This is a genomic window from Micromonospora sp. NPDC023814, assembly GCF_040639595.1.
Classification (GTDB): domain Bacteria; phylum Actinomycetota; class Actinomycetes; order Mycobacteriales; family Micromonosporaceae; genus Micromonospora.
The window spans coordinates 1-16,799 of the sequence record NZ_JBFAAF010000108.1 but is presented as its reverse complement, the minus strand read 5'-3'; the positions used below and the strand labels follow the sequence as shown (position 1 = coordinate 16,799).

General features: G+C 67.6%; 13 protein-coding genes and 2 pseudogenes. 9 read left to right on the top strand and 6 right to left on the bottom strand.

The window, feature by feature from the left end; genetic code table 11:
• The first annotated feature begins 466 nt into the window (after positions 1–466).
• The 5 genes and pseudogenes from AB0G14_RS32585 to AB0G14_RS32565 all read left to right on the top strand — a co-directional run bounded on the left by AB0G14_RS32585 (position 467) and on the right by AB0G14_RS32565 (position 3,401).
• Complete coding sequence (locus AB0G14_RS32585) at positions 467–991, top strand: DUF6244 family protein (RefSeq protein ID WP_357704122.1); 525 nt, start codon at positions 467–469, stop codon at positions 989–991.
• A 170-nt stretch (positions 992–1,161) separates the two neighbouring features.
• On the top strand, positions 1,162–1,584 hold the full coding sequence (locus tag AB0G14_RS32580) for a hypothetical protein (RefSeq protein WP_357704124.1): 423 nt from the start codon (positions 1,162–1,164) through the stop codon (positions 1,582–1,584).
• Positions 1,585–1,599: 15 nt separating this feature from the next.
• Positions 1,600–2,052 (top strand): SitI3 family protein, encoded by a 453-nt coding sequence (locus AB0G14_RS32575; RefSeq protein ID WP_357704120.1) that lies wholly within the window; start codon positions 1,600–1,602, stop codon positions 2,050–2,052.
• Positions 2,053–2,431: 379 nt separating this feature from the next.
• Positions 2,432–2,749, top strand: a pseudogene (locus AB0G14_RS32570) (NUDIX domain-containing protein); the annotation flags it as partial.
• Positions 2,750–3,002: 253 nt separating this feature from the next.
• The gene (locus AB0G14_RS32565; RefSeq protein ID WP_357704125.1) at positions 3,003–3,401 is read left to right on the top strand and encodes a hypothetical protein; all 399 of its coding nucleotides are present in this window, start codon (positions 3,003–3,005) and stop codon (positions 3,399–3,401) included.
• A gap of 129 nt (positions 3,402–3,530) precedes the next feature.
• Here AB0G14_RS32565 and AB0G14_RS32560 read toward each other — a convergent pair whose 3' ends face one another.
• The 3 genes from AB0G14_RS32560 to AB0G14_RS32550 form a co-directional block, all read right to left on the bottom strand.
• Complete coding sequence (locus AB0G14_RS32560; RefSeq protein ID WP_357704118.1) at positions 3,531–3,752, bottom strand: hypothetical protein; 222 nt, start codon at positions 3,750–3,752, stop codon at positions 3,531–3,533.
• A gap of 460 nt (positions 3,753–4,212) precedes the next feature.
• Positions 4,213–8,268: a trypsin-like peptidase domain-containing protein gene (locus AB0G14_RS32555; protein WP_357704116.1), complete on the bottom strand. Its 4,056-nt coding sequence runs from the start codon at positions 8,266–8,268 to the stop codon at positions 4,213–4,215.
• Between the two features lie 15 nt (positions 8,269–8,283).
• Complete coding sequence (locus AB0G14_RS32550) at positions 8,284–8,613, bottom strand: CU044_2847 family protein (protein ID WP_357704114.1); 330 nt, start codon at positions 8,611–8,613, stop codon at positions 8,284–8,286.
• A gap of 371 nt (positions 8,614–8,984) precedes the next feature.
• On the opposite strand from AB0G14_RS32550, the gene AB0G14_RS32545 reads away from it, so the two are divergent.
• Complete coding sequence (locus tag AB0G14_RS32545) at positions 8,985–9,656, top strand: hypothetical protein (RefSeq protein ID WP_357704112.1); 672 nt, start codon at positions 8,985–8,987, stop codon at positions 9,654–9,656.
• Positions 9,656–12,958: an ATP-binding protein gene (locus tag AB0G14_RS32540; protein ID WP_357704110.1), complete on the top strand. Its 3,303-nt coding sequence runs from the start codon at positions 9,656–9,658 to the stop codon at positions 12,956–12,958. Before AB0G14_RS32545 ends, AB0G14_RS32540 begins: the two co-directional genes overlap by 1 nt.
• A gap of 24 nt (positions 12,959–12,982) precedes the next feature.
• On the opposite strand, the gene AB0G14_RS32535 is transcribed toward AB0G14_RS32540, so the two are convergent.
• Positions 12,983–13,477, bottom strand: coding sequence for a hypothetical protein (locus tag AB0G14_RS32535; RefSeq protein ID WP_357704108.1), 495 nt, complete (start codon positions 13,475–13,477; stop codon positions 12,983–12,985).
• Positions 13,478–13,632: 155 nt separating this feature from the next.
• On the opposite strand from AB0G14_RS32535, the gene AB0G14_RS32530 reads away from it, so the two are divergent.
• Both AB0G14_RS32530 and AB0G14_RS32525 read left to right on the top strand, forming a co-directional pair.
• On the top strand, positions 13,633–13,944 hold the full coding sequence (locus tag AB0G14_RS32530; protein ID WP_357704106.1) for a hypothetical protein: 312 nt from the start codon (positions 13,633–13,635) through the stop codon (positions 13,942–13,944).
• A gap of 24 nt (positions 13,945–13,968) precedes the next feature.
• Positions 13,969–15,120 (top strand): hypothetical protein, encoded by a 1,152-nt coding sequence (locus tag AB0G14_RS32525; RefSeq protein ID WP_357704104.1) that lies wholly within the window; start codon positions 13,969–13,971, stop codon positions 15,118–15,120.
• On the opposite strand, the gene AB0G14_RS32520 is transcribed toward AB0G14_RS32525, so the two are convergent.
• Complete coding sequence (locus tag AB0G14_RS32520; protein WP_357704102.1) at positions 15,113–15,418, bottom strand: helix-turn-helix transcriptional regulator; 306 nt, start codon at positions 15,416–15,418, stop codon at positions 15,113–15,115. The two genes, AB0G14_RS32525 and AB0G14_RS32520, sit on opposite strands and share 8 nt — an antisense overlap.
• Positions 15,418–15,821, bottom strand: a pseudogene (locus AB0G14_RS32515) (type II toxin-antitoxin system RelE/ParE family toxin). Before AB0G14_RS32515 ends, AB0G14_RS32520 begins: the two are co-directional and overlap by 1 nt.
• Positions 15,822–16,799 lie beyond the last annotated feature (978 nt).

Genomic DNA, 16,799 nt, shown 5'->3' with positions numbered 1-16,799 from the left:
AACAACGAAGATGGCAGCGCAGGCACGGGACTCCATCGGTCACGAAGCGTAGAGAACTCCGATGATCAATGGCCCCGTGCCTGTCACTACCCAGGGGTCCCGTCTGCCCAGATCCCAGACCTACTGCCGGTCGCTCTAAGCCGACAACCAACGCACCAGCCTGGTGATCACCAACGACACGTCCCCTCAACAAAGCCGAGCAAGCCGCCGCTAACGGCCACGCCGCGCTCGGCCACGCCGCCGAGGTGCCCACGTCCGCCTAGCCCACATGAGTCACGCGATCGGGACGCCGAAGACCCGCGCTGTGGCTCCTCCATCCTCTTGCTCCTGCCGGTCGATGCGCAGGCCGGTCAGCCCGGCCTCAGGGAGGAAGGAATCCCGGAATGCGTAGCCAACCCCTCACGCGTGGCATCGAGGTGTCGGGTAACTTGGACAGCCCTCACCATGGTCATCGATAGGAGACACGGTGTCGCACATCGAGCTGGTCACCGGTGAGCTGCGGGTCTTGATGACCGGTGTGGACAGAGCCCAGGGGCTGGCCGCCGCTGCCGACAACCAGGCGCAACAGGTGGCGCTGCGTGCCGCAGGCGCCGGCTTCGCCGCGGTGGCAGCGGGCATGGCCCGGGTGCGAGATGCGATCGCGTCGGTTCAGGGCGGATTGGGCGGCATTGCCAGATCGATAGGCGAGGCCACGAAGACGACTGCCGCCGTTTCCCGCGAAGCCACTCCCCAGGAGACCATCGCCGTGCTGATGCCGGTCCAGGCCGGTGTTGACAGCGCCCGTGACGCGGCGGCTGCTGTCATCACCCAGGTCGGTGAGGCACAGCAACTCGTCGGCATAGTTCTCCAGGGCGGGCAGCCCGGGCCGCTGCTGCAGTCACTGGAGAGCGTCAAACAGGTCCTGGTGTCCCTGGTCCAGCGCGCTGGTTCCGCCCGCCAGGCCGTCGATACGGCCGTCGCCGAAGCGCGGCAGCTGGGGTCGGGAAACTGATCAGGGCTGGCGGTCCCACACCGGCCAGCCCTACCCCGTACGCCACCGGAAACCCGACCCCAACGACTCCCGCCTCGAGTGACGGCACCTCCCACGGCCACAGCCCGACAGCGTGGAGCAGGCACCCCACCGGTGTTCAGGGCGGGTCGCCGACCGGGCCACGTACCAAGATCCCACCCCGCGAGGACGACACGGTACGACGATCGCTGGAGCTGGAGAACGAGTGCGCCGACACCCTGGCACGCGAGGGCTACCTGGTACACCAGAACCCGACGAGACCGGAGATCGCCGATGCACGGCTGAAAACCGGCGACGTGGGGAAGCCGGACAAGGATCCGGATTACCTGGTTGAAGGTCACGTCTTCGACTGCTACTCGCCCACTCCGGCCAAGGCGGTGCGCGGGGTGTGGACGGAGGTCTCGGGCAAGGTGACGAGCCAACAGACCCAACGCGTGGTGTTGAACCTGCAGGACTGGCGCGGCGACCTCGCCGCCCTGCAGAAGCAGTTCGACGACTGGCCGATCGAGCATCTCAAGGAACTGGCGGCGGTGACCCGAAGCGGTGCGATCATTCAGATCGTCCCGCGAGACTGAGAAGGCAGGCAGCAGGTGGGTATCGAATACCGGTTGACACTGGCGGGTGACATCCCGCTGGAGCAGGTCGCCTCGGTCGTCGCCCCGGAAGGCGTCGAAGAGTCGGCCCTGCCCGGCTACCCTCGGTTGCTCAGCGGCGGTCTCGACGAGGAGCTCGGGTACACCATCACCGTTTCTGGGGGCAGCCACGGCTACTTCGACGCCGAGAACGACGACGGAACCCAATGGGAGTGGGAGCCAGACGCGTACGTCAACGTCGTCTTCCACATGCGCAAGAACGACCAGCCCGAGGCCGCGATCCCCAACATGGTGTCGGCCGTAAGCCGCGTACTCGCCACCCAGATGGAAGACGCCGCGCTGGTACTGAACGGCAACTGGCTACTGCTCACACGAGTCGCCGGGACCGTACGTAAACACCGACCGTCGTGGTGGGATAACTACGGCATCGGCGACATGATCTTCGAGTGAGCGGACTCTTCGCGTACTTCCGCTGCGGCGACCAGGCATTGGCCATGGTTCCGTTCCTCATGCCGATCCGCGCCACACCTTCGTCGGCACCCGCTGCGCAGCCGCCGGCTGCGGCTAACACGCCCCCACCCCCACCCCCACCCGGCAGGTGAGGGCATGGACAACGACGGCGGCCAGAGCACCACCCGCTTGGCGGTTGTCATCGATGCCGACAACGCTCAGCCCGCGGTCGTCGCCCTGCTAAGCGGGTCCTCGAACAGATCCCGACCTGGCCCGCCATTGCCGATCATTGGATCGACAAAACCGACATCAACACCCTCGGAACCCGTCTCCGCGACGCACTCAAGGCCATCCAGACAGCCCCGGGAGACACGCAGCCATGATCCGTCGATACGCCTCCGCCGGCGCCATCGTCATAACCGATGATCTAAACGCTCCTTCCATCCTGCTTCTCGATCAGGTCCGAAAGACCGGCGAACGACAGACCGTCGCCCCGAAGGGTCGCCTGGAGCCGGGCGAGGCACCACTTCAAGCAGCCAAGCGTGAGGTGGCCGAGGAAGCCGGTCTGGCAGATACACACTACGGCGCGTACCTCGGCCAGGAGGCTTATACCTTCACCGACAACGACGGGACACCCGCGGCGAAGACCGTCGACTGGTTCCTCTTTACGACGACCACCACCGTCACGACACCAGCCCGGGACGAGGGCTTCGTGGCAGCCCAATGGCTCGATGCCCCCGCCGCCCGACAGGCCGCCAGCCATCCCCAGTTTCAGCAGATGCTGAACAGGGCCCTCGCCGTCATCAACTGGCGCGCCGTTCAGCCCTTGCCGTTCAGCCGGAGTCTCAGTCACCTGGTCACCGAGGTGTCGGCCGAGGCTCAGGCCGCCATGGCTTGGATACCCCGATGCCGGGCTGGGACTGTGTGGACCCGCCGCGCGGGGAGACTTCGTGGAGGGCTGGAGCAACGTCGACTTCATTACCTGGAACCTGCCCCCGACGTCGGCTGCGGCGGCGACGCTCTACGAAACCGTCGGCAAAGCTGCCCACCGCCACAGTCAAAGGGCCTCACTACACCTCGCCGATCTCGACGGTGGCGACGCTCATCGGACTGGGCCGCTGTACAACATGAAGATGCGGGCGGTGTTGCGCCGCGTAGGGCTCGACACCGCCGTGATCGCAGGCGCCGCGCCTACGACCACCGCGACCCCGAAATCAACCGATCCCGCATTGGACGATGGGTCGGGTGCTCCGCGGGTGCTCGGACGTTCCTCGGGCCCTACGGACGCGCCGAACGAATACCGGATTCCGCCCCAGACCGGCGAACGATCACGGGATCACCATGGGTAGCCACAGCGCGGACCAGCGGAAACCGGCGCGGACAAACCCCGGAGAGATCGGATAACAGCAACCCACTCGACTGCCGTGGGCAATTAAGGCGACTTTGATCTAATATAGGTGACTAAAGACCGGCCGGCTTCACCAGATCGTTGGGGACTGCTGCACGATGGCTGTGAGCTCACGGTCGGGGCTGACGTGGCGCTGGTAGAACGGGCTACACGGTGTCGCGGCCAGCCGTACGGCGAGTTCGAGAAGGTTCGGCCTGGCGGCGTCGCGCCAGGTGTCGGCGAGGAAGGCGAACTCGTTCATGACGCCGACGATGCTGCGATTGGCCGTCGGCGCGATTCGGTACTCGCTCATCTGGTCGATCTCGGCGCGAGATCGAAGGGTCGGGCGCGCCGTGGGCGGCAAGCACGTCGCCGACCTGGTCGGCGACCCGGGTCGGCATGGTGGCGGCAGGTACGAGGGGCATGAGCGCCGGCAGCAGCGTGCGCTCGTTGACGAGCAGCGCGACCTGCGGTCGCCACGGCACCATGGTGGCGTACCAGTCGCCGAGCAACGTCGCAGCTCGCCAAGCAGCGTGAGGCGGCCGTGCGCGAGCGGCGGAAGCAGGCGGATGCCACTGGCCGCGAGCAGCGGCTGGACACGCTCGCGGGACGGGTGGACCAGGAGTGGCAGCGGATCGCGGCGACGGTCGTGACGAAACGACCGAAGGAAATGATTCTGCCATCGTGCTGGTGTCCGACCTGTTGCGCGCGCCTCGCTGCGTATGCCCTCCTTTTCGCTGCTTTTCCGGTTCAGGATCGGAGTTGGTGCAGCCTCAAGCGGTGATTTCCAATGCCAGCAGTCCCTGGTCCACACCCACCAGCAGTGTGTCGCCGACGGTGCGGCAGGCGAGCGCCGGATGGTAGACGGGGATCGTCCGCACCGTCCGACCGGTCACCAGATCCCAGATCCGCACCGTACGGTCCCGGCTCGTCGAGGCGAGGAGGGTACGGCCGCCGACCTCCACCAAGTCGAGTCCGGTGACGGGGCCGCAGTGTCCGATGAACCATCTCACCGGCTGGCCCCGCTCAGCGTCCCACATCCGGATCGTGTGGTCCGCGCTGGCTGAGACCAGCGCCGGCCGGCCCGCCACCGTAACGCCGCACAGCGTGTTCACCGCATCCTGGTGGCCCTGCTGAGTCCAGAGCGGGTTGTCTCCGCCAGCCCACAGCATGACGGTGCCGCTCTTGTCCGCCGAGGCGAGCGCCTCGAAGCCCGACCACCTGACGGTGGCCAGCGCGGTTACCCAGGCACGGGTGACGTGCCCGAGCAGAACCGTCCGTATGGCACCGGTGTGCGGATGCCACAGCCGGATCGCCTGGTCGTCGCCAGCAGATGCGACCAGCGTCTCACCGTTGATGACGATCGGGCAGACCGCCACGACCGGGGCATGGTGTTCGGCCATCTCCCGTACCGGCGAGCCGTCTCGGGCGTCCCACGTCGCGACCACGTTGTCGTCGCGGGTGGTGAGAATCAACGGCTCCTCGTCGTCAGCGACTGCACACATCGCGTTGACGGCGCCCCCTCGCGTCTTGAACTCCAGCAGCCGCTCACCAGTGTCGGCGTCCCAGAATCGCACCTGGCCGTCAGCGCTGCCCGAAGCCAGCACCGCCGGCCGCTCGCCGGGCACGCGGCAGAGCGCGTTCACCGGCCCGAAGCGATCCTGGGCGGCGACGGTGTCCGGCTGGCCTCCGGCCGGATCCCACAACCGAACAGTGCCATCGTCTCCGGCGGTGGCCAGCATCCGGTTCTTCGCGCTCCGCAGTTCGCACACCGCGCGAATCCAAGTCGCATGCCCCCGTAGGCTCGGTCGGCTCGTCCATGTCGGCACTTCCCAGAGCCGGATGAGCCCGTCCTCGCCCGTGGACGCAAGCAGGCAGCCGCCCTCGATGTCGACCGTACAGAGGTCGGTTATCGGTCCGCCGGTATGGAGGACCCGGACCGGCTGACCGGTCAGCGGGTTCCACAAGCGGACTGTTCCGTCGTAGCCCGCCGAGGCGAGCAGCATGCCATCGGGCGTGCGGACCGCGCAGAGGGTGGTGACCCAGCCGACGTGGCCGGTGAGAGTCAGCGTCGGCCCGTCATGAGCGGTCAGTGGCCAGATTCGGATCCCGCCGTCGTAACCGGTGGAGGCCAGCAGGTGCCGGCCGCCGGCCGGCACGTACGTCACGGCCGTAACCCAGCCGACGTGGCCGGTCAACTCGTACCGCTGGGCGCCGGTGACCGGGTCCCACACCCGTACCGTGCGGTCGTCCCCGGCCGAGGCGAGCAGGTCCCCGTCGGGCAGTGGAATGGCACAGATGTTGCGTACCCAGTCGTGGTGTCCACGCAGTTCGTGCCGGCGGTATCCAGTCCGCGGATCCCACAGCCCAACCGTGCCGTCGTGGCTGGCGGTAGCGATCAGCACCTCATCGGCAGCAGTCCGTACGGCGCACACACTGCGGATCGTGTCGTCGTGGCAGGTGAAGACCTGCTCGGCCTGATTCGTCAGCGGATCCCAGAGCCGGACCGTGCCGTCGTCACCTACGGAGGCGAGCAGCCACCGGCTGTCGATCTCGACGGCGGCGACGTCGTAGACGGCCTGCGAGTGCCCGTCGAGCACGCTGCGTTCCTGCCGGGGAGGGGTGTGCGCCCACCGTGCGCGGTACGGTGCCGCATCGGCCACGATGCCGCTGTTGAGGCCGTCGAGGCGGTCGACGACCGAGAACAGTGCGGCGCGCTCGGCCGGTCCCGCTGCCACCGCCAGCGGCGTGCGTTGCAGCAGCCGGGCCCGGGCCCGGGGTAGCGGCGCCATCGGTTGCTGCTCTGTGTCAACGACAGTGAGCAGCCGGTCCAGGTGCGCGTGTCGCAGATAGCCCTCGTCCGTGAGCAACCGTTCGACGAGCCCGGCCCCGGCGGCGTGCTGGGGCAACGACCGCAGCAGGTAGTCAGGGGCGGCGGCCCAACCGGTGGCATCGGCCAGCTCGGACCAGGCGGACACCAACCGGCGTTGGTCGTCCCGACGCGACGCCCGCGCGTCGCGATCCGCCAGCAACGCATCGTTGAGGGCCTGGTGGAACAGCCGGTACGCGGGCTGCGCGCCGCCGCCCGTCTCGACGAGGAAGTTCGCCGCCGAGGTACGGGCGAAGCCGCCGAGTTCCGCCTCGGTGACCGTCCCGCCGAGGGCCGTCACCGCAACATGCCACAGGGACAACGGCAGCCCCGGTGTCTCCGCGTACGCCAGAGCGGTCAGCGCCAGTCGGGCGGAGGTCGAGCCCGCCGCCGGCAAACCGGCGAGGTACGCGTCCAGCGCGTGCGCCACGGTCGCGGTGAACGACACCGTGGCGGGGTCGACTGGCTCACTGTCGCGCAACGCGTGCGCCCGCGCGACGAGGCCGGCGACGAGGAAATTTCCCTTGGCCAGAGCGGCGATTCGCCGGGCGAGCGGTACGGCTGAGGCGGGGTCCGTATATGGGTTGGCAGGGCGCTCGGCGCCGATCAACTGCAAGGTGGCCTGAGCGTAGTTGACGAGATCGGACTCGGCGAAGTACTCCGGTGTGTCCAGGTCGATCAGCTCGGCATCGTCACCGAAGCAGGCGAGCAGATCGCCTCGGTCGTCGGAGCGCCGGGTGCCGACCACCACCCGGACCCCGTACTGGCCGCAATCGCGGGCCAACGGCCCCAAGACGTTGCTGATGATTTCCCGAGCATGGCCAGGGTCGGCGGCCTCGTCGAGCGCGTCGATGATCAGGGCGAAGTGGGCGGGCTGCCGCTCCAGCCGCTCGCGCACCACCGGCACCAGGTCGGCCGGCGTGCCGGGCAGGTCAACGGCGACCGCACAGGCGATCTCGGTCGCCACCTCGATGGCGGTCTTGCCCTTGGCGTGCACGGCGCACGAGACCGAGCCCAGTGTGGCCCGAACGGCAACGTCGTTGTCCGACAGGGTCGCGCGGATCTGCCGGTCGGCGGTGGTGACGATCCGGCCAAGGACAGCGGACTTGCCCACGCCAGGAGATCCGGTCACGATCAGTGGCCGGGTGACCAGCGCTGGCACGTCAATCCAGTCCACAACTCGCCGTAGGGCGGCGGTGCGGCCGCGAAATCGAGCGCCGCCCTCGGTATCGACAGCCACGCCGCGTGCTCTGGGCAGCCAGTGGCGACCGGCTTCACCGTCGGTGCTGAGTCTCCACCCCCAGGCCGAGAGAGCCGTGTCGTCCGCATCCTCGACCCGCCATGCGGAGAGTGCTCCCAACTTCATCTCGGGTAGCTGCTCATCGACGTAGTGCAGCGCTACGGCCTGGCCCTTGCCCTGGCTATCGGCGGAGACGACGACACCGATCACCGCCTGGTATTCCGGCGACCAGACGGCACCGCCGCTGAACCCCTTGCTCAGCGCACCGCCATCGCCACTCTCGATCATGACGTGCCCCCAACCACCGATTTCGGTGACGGTGCCGGTTGCCGAGGTGCCACCGGCTATCCCTGCCGGGTATCCATAGGCCCAGAAGGGACGGCCGATCAGCGGCTTGGGCTCCAGGCAGCGCAGCCTCGCCGGTGCGACGGTGGTGGGCACTGGCTCGGCAAGTTCGAGCAGGACCAGGTCGACATGCGCGGCCCGCTTGCCGTCGTGCAGGCATTGGCGGACCTTGCATCGATCGAAATACTTGACCTTGGGTGCGCGGGGGAATGCGACCGAGAGGTCGCTGTAAAGCGTGCCATCGGCGGCGAATGCCACGTGGTGACAGGTGAGGACGAGGTTCGTGTCGATGACTATGCCGGTGCCCACCGGTGCGTGCTGGTTTCCCCGATGGAGGGCGACTGCCCACGGGCTGTCGTCAGGGACTGCGCTCACCGGCCACCCCGTCCGTCAACGCTGCGTCCTCGTGCCGATCTCCGGGGAGCCGGCCGCGTGCCAGTGGAGAGTGACCTCGAAGTTGGCTTCACCAGTCGCCTTGGCGACCACCCAACTCGCGGTCCCGGTGGCCTTGACCCCGAACTTCACTTCGACGGCATCCGGGGAGACCGTCTTCACCTGCTCCAACAGCTCCTTCGCGGCGGCGACCGCCGACGCGGCGGATTCCCGCACCCAGCCGGCGACGTCGCCGACTCCAGCGGGCTGGAAGCCGGCAGGTGGCTCGACCTCGATCAGGGCGACCGTTTCGTCGTCGACCTGGTAACGGACCACCTCAGACTGCACGGTCGCCTCCGGGACGTTTTCGCAGGAAAGGGCACATGAGAGGTCTCGGTACGCGAATAGCCGACATGCCTCTCGCCGATCAATCATGCTGCCTCTTGCTGCCGACACTATGCAACGGTCAGCCACCCGATCACTTGCCGCCGCCTCGAACAGATGTTTTAGTCACCCCGTCCAAGCAGGCCCGCTGGAGATCCACTAAATCGCGCTGTCGGCTTTCTGCAGCGGGATAGGTGACCTTGCGCTCGCCGGGCACCGTGGGCAGAATCGGCCCGGGCACGGGCAGCCCCGTTGCCGGAAGCACGGCCACCCCTTCGAGTCTTCGATCATGACCGTGAGCGTGGCGAAGACGCGCGCCGCAGAGGAGCATCCGCATGCCGGAAAAAGAACTTTCGCTCGTTGACCGGTGCATTCTCATCACGCTCATGATCAAGGCGACCCCATTGCCGCAGACCTACTTCACCAATATCGCCGGGATCGGCTTGAAAGCCGATCACCGGCGCAGGCTGCTGTCGCTCAGGCTGATCGAGGTCACCGAAAAGCCAATCACCCTGGCGTTGACAGACGAGGGATGGAGCCGGGCCGCCGAGGAACTGGGGGCGGAACCGCCAAAGGGTGCCGGTAGCCCCGGTGGGACGCTCTACGTCGCACTGGACTTCCTGCGCCGACTCATCGACCATTCGGGCACCCGCGCGGACGACCTGTTCCGGCTGCAGATCAGGGGTGACGACGTCGTCTCGGCGCTGGCCGCGCCACCGGCTTCCAGCGCGGTACCAGGCCGACAGGTCGACCCGATCACGCTGGTACGGCAGGCGTACCAAGGGTTGGCCGCTACGCCCGGCGACTACGTCATGCTCTCCGACCTGCGCTCCGTGCTCGACGACCTGTCCCGCGCGGAGGTCGACGCCGCCCTGATTCAGCTGAATCGTGAACGGAACGTCCATCTTGTGCCCGAATCCAACCAGAAGGTACTCAGGCCGGAGGAGCGAGCCGCCGCCGTGAGCATTGGCAACCAGGAAAAGCACCTCATCGCTATCTCGTCATGATGGCCGACGAGGAGCGGCGTGCCCTGGCCGCACTGAGGTTCAACTGGGCTCCGACGCCGGACGACGTTTGGAAACCGGCCCCGTTCCACGTTGAGGGCCTGCACCACGACGTCGTCAACACAGTGCTGGACAGCTTTATCGAGGCCGACGGCAGTGCCGACTCCAGCCCGGTGGGCGTCGCCATCCTGGGCCAACGGGGTACGGGCAAGACCCACCTGCTCGGTACGGTGCGCCAGGAGGTGCAACTGCGCGGTGGCTTCTTCTTCCTGGTCGCGCTGCTGGAGGCCCGCGCGTTCTGGCACAGCACTGCAATGTCGATGCTCGCAGACTTCGCCAGGCCGATGCCGGACGGAACGACGCAACTGCGTACGTTCCTGCGCCGGCTGGCGGACATGGTCGGCTCCCCACGGTCGGTACGCCGAGCGGTCACCGGGGAAACCGAACTAAGCCGATCCGCGCTCGACGCCTTCGTCGATTTGATCCGCAAGGCGAATCGTCAGATCGGCACCGAATGCCAGGACACGGCGCGAGCACTTGTGCTCTACGCCGCCGAACCTGCGGCGGTGCAGGACATCGGCTACGACTTCCTCTGTTCCAGCGACGAAGAGGAGCCCGGCACCCGAGCTGGGTGGGGCCTGCGGCGCAGCCGACGGGCCCCGCAGGAGGTGGTTCGGGACGCATCACGGCTGCTGGCTATGGTCGGTCCGACGGTGATCGCGGTCGACCAGATCGACCTGATGGTGGCCCAATCTGTCAAGGCGACCAACCAGGACGTCCGGGGCGAGACGGACTGGCAGACGTCGCTGCTGCTGGAGCAGGTCGCCAGCGGGCTGATGGCCTTGCGGGAGACCACCAGGCGATCGCTGTCCGTCGTGTCCTGCCTGCCGCAGACCTGGCGAAACGTCAAGGAGCAGGCTACCGACACGGTCCAGGACCGGTTCCGGGAAGCTGCCCCGCTCAAGGAGATCCCCTCCAGCGAAGTGGGTCGGGAACTGATCGAAAAGCGGTTCGCGGTGATCTTCGACGAACTCGGGTTCGAGCCGCCGTATCCGACCTGGCCGATCCACCGGTCCGCGCTCGATGAGGTCGTCGGCTTCACCCCCCGCGAACTGCTCCGCCGGATCGACTCGCACGTCCGGGCCTGCCTGGTGGCCGGCGAGGTGCGAGAGCTCCGGCATCTGCTGCACTCGACCGCCGACCAGGCTGCCGTCGTGGCCGAGCCGACCCGGGCGGTTCACGCGCCGCCCGCCGGCGACCGAGGAGACGAGTTCGACAAGATCGACGCCCGTTACGCAGTCTTGATCACCCAGGCGGACTCCGCGCTCGCCACACTCCAGCAATCCGAGGACGTCCGGGTTCCGCCGCTGTTGCAGGCCGGACTGACCGCGTGGATAGCCGAGCAGGGAAACACCGTCGAGGCCTTCAGTCTCGATCCGCTCCCGGCCGGCGGAAAGCCGGCCCTGCACGCACGGCTGCGACACAGCCTCGATGAGGAGAGTGAGGACGAGGAGCACTGGTCCTTCCGGGCGGTTTCCGCGTCGCACCACATCGCTGCGCTCAACCGAATCCGAAACGCCGTCACCACCGCCGGGCTCACCGAGGGAATCGCCAAGCGCCGACTGTTCCTGCTACGCAGCGCACCCTGGTCGGCCGGCGCCCGTACTCGCGAGGTGCTGGATGCGTTCGAGCGGGCCGGCGGCCGGACGCTTCCCTTTCCCGCTGCGGACATCTGCCGGATGGCCGCCCTCGAACAGCTCATTCAGCATTACGGGCTGGAGACGTTGCGGCCGTGGTTCGCCGACCGGCGACCGGCGTCGGACATCACCTGCCTCAGGGAGTCGTTGGGCAGTCGGCGTGTCGCGTCGGAGCCGCAACCGCGAACAGTAGCCGAGCCGAAGTCGGCCCCGGCGGCCGAGCCGCAGATGCCTTCACCGGCCCGGGTGATCGAACGGGCACCGGTCACGGCGACGCCGACGCTCGCCACCCTCGCGCACCGTTCGACGGAGTCGGCGGCCGCACAGGGGGCACCGGGCGCCCGGCCGGTCGCCGGGATTGATCCCAGGTCCCTGACTCTCGGAGCTGTCGCCGGGCGACCGGATCCCGTGCGGATCAACCTCGAGTCACTGCGACGGCACACGGTGATCTTCGCCGGTACCGGCTCCGGTAAGACTGTCCTGATTCGCCGTCTGGTCGAAGAGTGCGCACTGCGTGGTGTTTCCGCGATCGTCCTTGACCCGAACAACGACCTGGCCCGACTCGGCGAAGCGTGGCCAACGCCGCCGGTCGGGTGGCGATCGGACGACGCGAATCGGGCCGAGGCATACCTGTCCGGAACTGACGTCGTGATCTGGACGCCAGGGCGGCAGAGCGGCCGACCGTTGACCTTCCAGCCGCTGCCGAAGTTTGCCGACGTACTTGACGACCCGGACGGGTTCACCGCTGCGGTGAACGCCGCCGTCGCCACGCTCGCCCCGCATGCCCGGGTGAGCGGCGGCACGGACAAGGCTCGGCTGGGTCGAGCCGTGCTGCGCGAGGCGCTGATCAGCTACGCCCGCACCGGTGCCAACGACCTGCGCGAGTTCGTCGAGGTGCTCAACGACCTGCCGGACGGGGTGAGTCAGCTCGATGGCGCGCCCAAGCTGGGAGCGGGCATTGCCCAGCTACTCAAGGCCGCGCTGATCGACGATCCACTGTTCGGCGGCGTCGGCACCCCCGTTGATCCTGGCGAGCTGCTCACTCCGAATCCTGGCCGGCGGGCCCGAGTATCGGTGATCAGTTTTGTCGGGTTGCCCGAGAATCATCAGCGTCAGAGCTTCGTGAATCAGTTGCAGCTTGCCTTGTTCACCTGGATCAAGCGCAATCCGGCCGCCGACCGGCCACTTGGTGGGCTCTTCGTGATGGACGAGGCCCAGACCCTCGCTCCATCCGGCGCCGTCACCGCTTGCACAGAGAGCACCCTGGCTCTGACCTCACAGGCCCGCAAGTACGGGCTGGGCTTGGTCTTCGCCACGCAGTCTCCGAAGGCGTTGCACAACCAGATTCCCGGCAACGCCGCTACCCAGTTTTTCGGCCTACTGACCGCACCAGTCCAGATTGAGGCAGCTCGGGAGGTGGCCAGAGCGAAGGGCACCGATGTCCCAGATATCGGCAAAATGCGGACAGGGCAGTTCTACGTCGGGGTTGAAGGTGCCCGGTTCGCCAAGATGCAGGCTCCAATGTGCCTGAGCCACCATCCGCGCAGTCCGCTGACGACCGAGGAAGTTGTCCATCGCGCGGCCGTCCCGACGTCTGGTGGCCGATGACACACCGACATACCCACGATCCTCTTACGAGCTGATCTGCTGCACGAGGGCCGTGAGCTCACGGTCGGGGCTGACGTGGCGCTGGTAGAGCGGGCTACACGGTGTCGCGGCCAGCCGTACGGCGAGTTCGAGAAGGTTCGGCCTGGCGGCGTCGCGCCAGGTGTCGGCGAGGAAGGCGAACTCGTTCATGACGCCGACGATGCTGCGATTGGCCGTCGGCGCGATTCGGTACTCGCTCATCTGGTCGATCTCGGCGTGAATCAAGGAGCCGGGCACGCCGTGGGCGGCAAGCACGTCGCCGACCTGGTCGGCGACCCGGGCCGTCATGGTGGCGGCAGGTGCGAGGGGCATGAGCGCCGGCAGCAGCGTGCGCTCGTTGACGAGCAGGGCGACCTGCGGTCGCCACAGCAGCATGGTGGCGTACCAGTCGCCGAGCAACGTCGTGGAGTTCTCGCCTTCGTACGGGGCGGACGGGCCGATGCGTTGGCGCAGCTTCGCGGTCGCGCGCAGGACGAACATTCGCCCATTCTCCCGCTGGCGCGCGTCCGCTGTCCGGCGCCGCCCGTGGCGGCTCACGGCACGTCGTGCGGTCTGAGCCGGTCGCATCGGCTGGCCGCCCGGTCAGCGGACGAGGTGATTCGGGAGGGGCACAGGAGCTGTCGTAGGGTGCTGCGGTGGGTGCACTCAGCGGGGCCGAGTTGGACGCGTTGGTCGACGAGGCGGCGGTCGACGCCTACGACGATGACGAGCAGCTGACCGGCCTGTTCACGATGATCGAGGAGCACTTGGCGGTGCCGTTCACGACGCGGGTCCTGGGTGTCGAGGTGACGGTGCGGCGGGTCGACCTGCGCCACGGCGCGGTGGTGGCGATCTGCCATCGAGAAGAAATCCGTCAGGCGATCGACATCCTCGATCTTCCCATGCCGGAGCCGGCACCGGCCGGCGCGCAGTGGGTCGAGGCGTACCGGCGTTGGGCGTGCGGATGATCGCTGTGGTGGAGGATGTCGGCGGTGAGTGAGTACCAGTACTACGAGTTCGTGGCGGTCGACCGGCCGTTGACATCGGTACAGCAGCGGGAGCTGCGGGCGTTGTCGACGCGGGCGCGGATCACCTCGTCGAGCTTCGTCAACGACTACCAGTGGGGTGACCTGAAGGGCGACCCGCGGGAGTGGATGCAGCGGTACTTCGACGCGTTCCTGTATCTGGCGAACTGGGGCACGCACCGGGTGGCGCTGCGGCTGCCGGTCGGGGTGTTGGACCCGGCCACGGCGGCGGAGTACTGCGTCGGGGAGTCGGCCTGTTCGTGGGCGACCCGCACCCACGTCATCCTCGATCTACAGAGCGAGGATGAGGACGGCGACGAGGAGTACGAGGGCGGGGGTCACCTCGCCGCGATACTTCCCGCGCGGGCCGAGTTGGCCGTCGGGGATCGGCGGTTGCTGTACCTGGCGTGGCTGCTGTGCGTACAGAATCGGGAACTGGCCGACGGCGAGCCGGAACCGCCCGTCCCGCCCGGCCTGGGGGAGCTGTCCGGGCCACAGCACGCCCTGGTCGACTTCCTGCGGCTGGACCCGGAACTGCTCACCGTGGCAGCCGAGACGAGCACGCCGCTGAAGGAGACAGTGCCGTCGACGGCGGCGCTGTCCCGGTGGGTGAAGGCGCTACCCGAGCCGGAGAAGAACGAGGTTGTCGTACGGCTGATGCGCGGCGACGACGCGCACCTGCGGTCGGAACTGCTGGCCCGCTTCCGCTGTGCGGCCCCGGACGAGCGGGCAGGCGCCGGACGCACCGCCGGGGAGCTGCTGGCCCGGGCGGGGGAACGCTGGTCACGGCGACAGCAGCTCGCCCGGCAGCGTGAAGCGGCTGAGCGGGAGCGGCAGGAGCGGGCGGTTGCCGCTGCCCGCGAGCAGCGGCTGAACGCGCTCGCCGGACGGCAGGAGCAGGAGTGGCAGCGGATCGCGGCGATGGTCGAGACGAAACGACCGAAGGAGTACGACGCCGCCGTCGTCCTGCTGTCCGACCTGAAGGCGCTGGCCGACCGCGACGGCGACAGCGAGGCGTTTCGGCAACGGATGCGTCAGTTGCGAGAGCGACACGCGCGTAAGCCCAGCCTGCTGGACCGCCTCGACCGGGCCGGACTCGGGGCCCTTGGCGTCAGCTGAGGGTCACACGTTCGCCATCGAACTCGGCAACAAACTCGGCCTTGCCGCCAAGGGCAGCGATGTACCGAGCAACCGTGCCGACCTCAGTCTTCGGCAGTTCGCCGCTCTCGATGGCGGCGACGCGCGGCTGTGAAACGTTCATGCGGTCGGCAACCTGCTGCTGAGTCAGGCCGCGCTTCTCGCGCATCTCACGTAGCCGCGTTGCGCGTACCTCGCCGCGCATGCGCTCCTTGTGCTGCTCAACCTTGGCCTCGTCGAGGTTCATGCGGGAGCGGACATCCCGCCAGCTTTGCGCCATCAGTGCTGTCCCTTCAGCTCTCGCAGATGCTCGGCGAACTTCTTGTCGGCTTCGAGGATGCTGGTTTCGTACCAGCCCTTCCAGTTGCCGCTTTTGTCACCCGCCACCAGCAGGATGGCTTCCCGCTGAGGGTCGAAGGCGAACAGGATACGGATCTCGGTTCCCCCTGCCGAGCCTGGCCGCAACTCCTTCATGTTCTTGTAGTTCGAGCCCTTGACCGGTCAACCAACGATCGACCGAGCGCTGGCCCCTCAGCGGCGAGCAGATCAATGGCCGCAGCGACCTGGTCAGCGGAGTCAGGGTCAGACTTGGCTAGGTCAAGCAGCCAGCCCTCGACGTCCTGGGTAAGGCCGACCTCCCACTCGCTCACGCACCCACTATAGCCCAGAAATAATGCCTGCATTATGGGAGGCGTCGAGCGCAGGCCGAGGGTTGAAAGCGGACGCCAGGGACGGAACCTCCCGCTGCCGCCGGTCATCGATGCCGAGTTTGGCCCCGAGTGTGTCGATGAGCGCAACCGGCTCGGACCTCCTCGCTGGGCAGCCGCCATAGCCCTCCGCCAGGCCGGGGTCAGGAGAAGCGGCCGACGAGCGGGCAGCAGTCGGGACCGGGGGTGCTCCACGGGTGCTCGGATGTTCCGATGCCGGACGGACTCACATCGCGATGGCCGGATTCGCGCCTCTGTCGGTCACTCCTCGCGGCGTCACTCCCGATAGACGTGGCGCGGACCAGCCCAAACGCGGCCGGACGACATGGCCGGAATCCGGACGGCAGAAAACTTCGATGCCCCAGAGTGGCTTTGTCTCGTTATGCGCAGTTGACATCCATAGGAGCATCGGGATGGCAGTTTGGCGGTCACCTGAATGTCGGGCCTCCGGCGCCGTCGTTCATCAGTAGCTGCTGCTACGGCTGGACCTGGTGCCTTGTCAACGCGCGACGGGTGTGGCCACGTCTTCCAACTGTGACCAACGCGCGAACCGAAGGCGGACCTGGTTGCGGGGCGCCCAACGGGCCGGACTCCCCGCCTCAGGTTCCATTTCTTTCCTATCAGGAGGAACAGCGCAGTTATGACAACCAGCAGGGTGCCTAGCTTTCGACTGGACGTGGGGGCGAAGATGTACGACGACCTTGAGGTACGTATTCGTGAGAGCCTGCGTTACCGCGCAGACTTCGGACGGCAGCCTAGCCCAACGCGACTTCTGGGTAAGGCGATGATGGATGGTGCGAAACTGCGGCAGAGCCGACGCATCCTCAGCGCCCGCGTCCTTATTCTTGCCACCGTCTTCCTAGTACGGCAGCCGCCATTTGTTAGCTGACCAGGGCGTAGTCGCGGTTCAGTCGGGTGCGTTGGTGGAACCAGCGTGCGCGGGCCTGGTGGCGG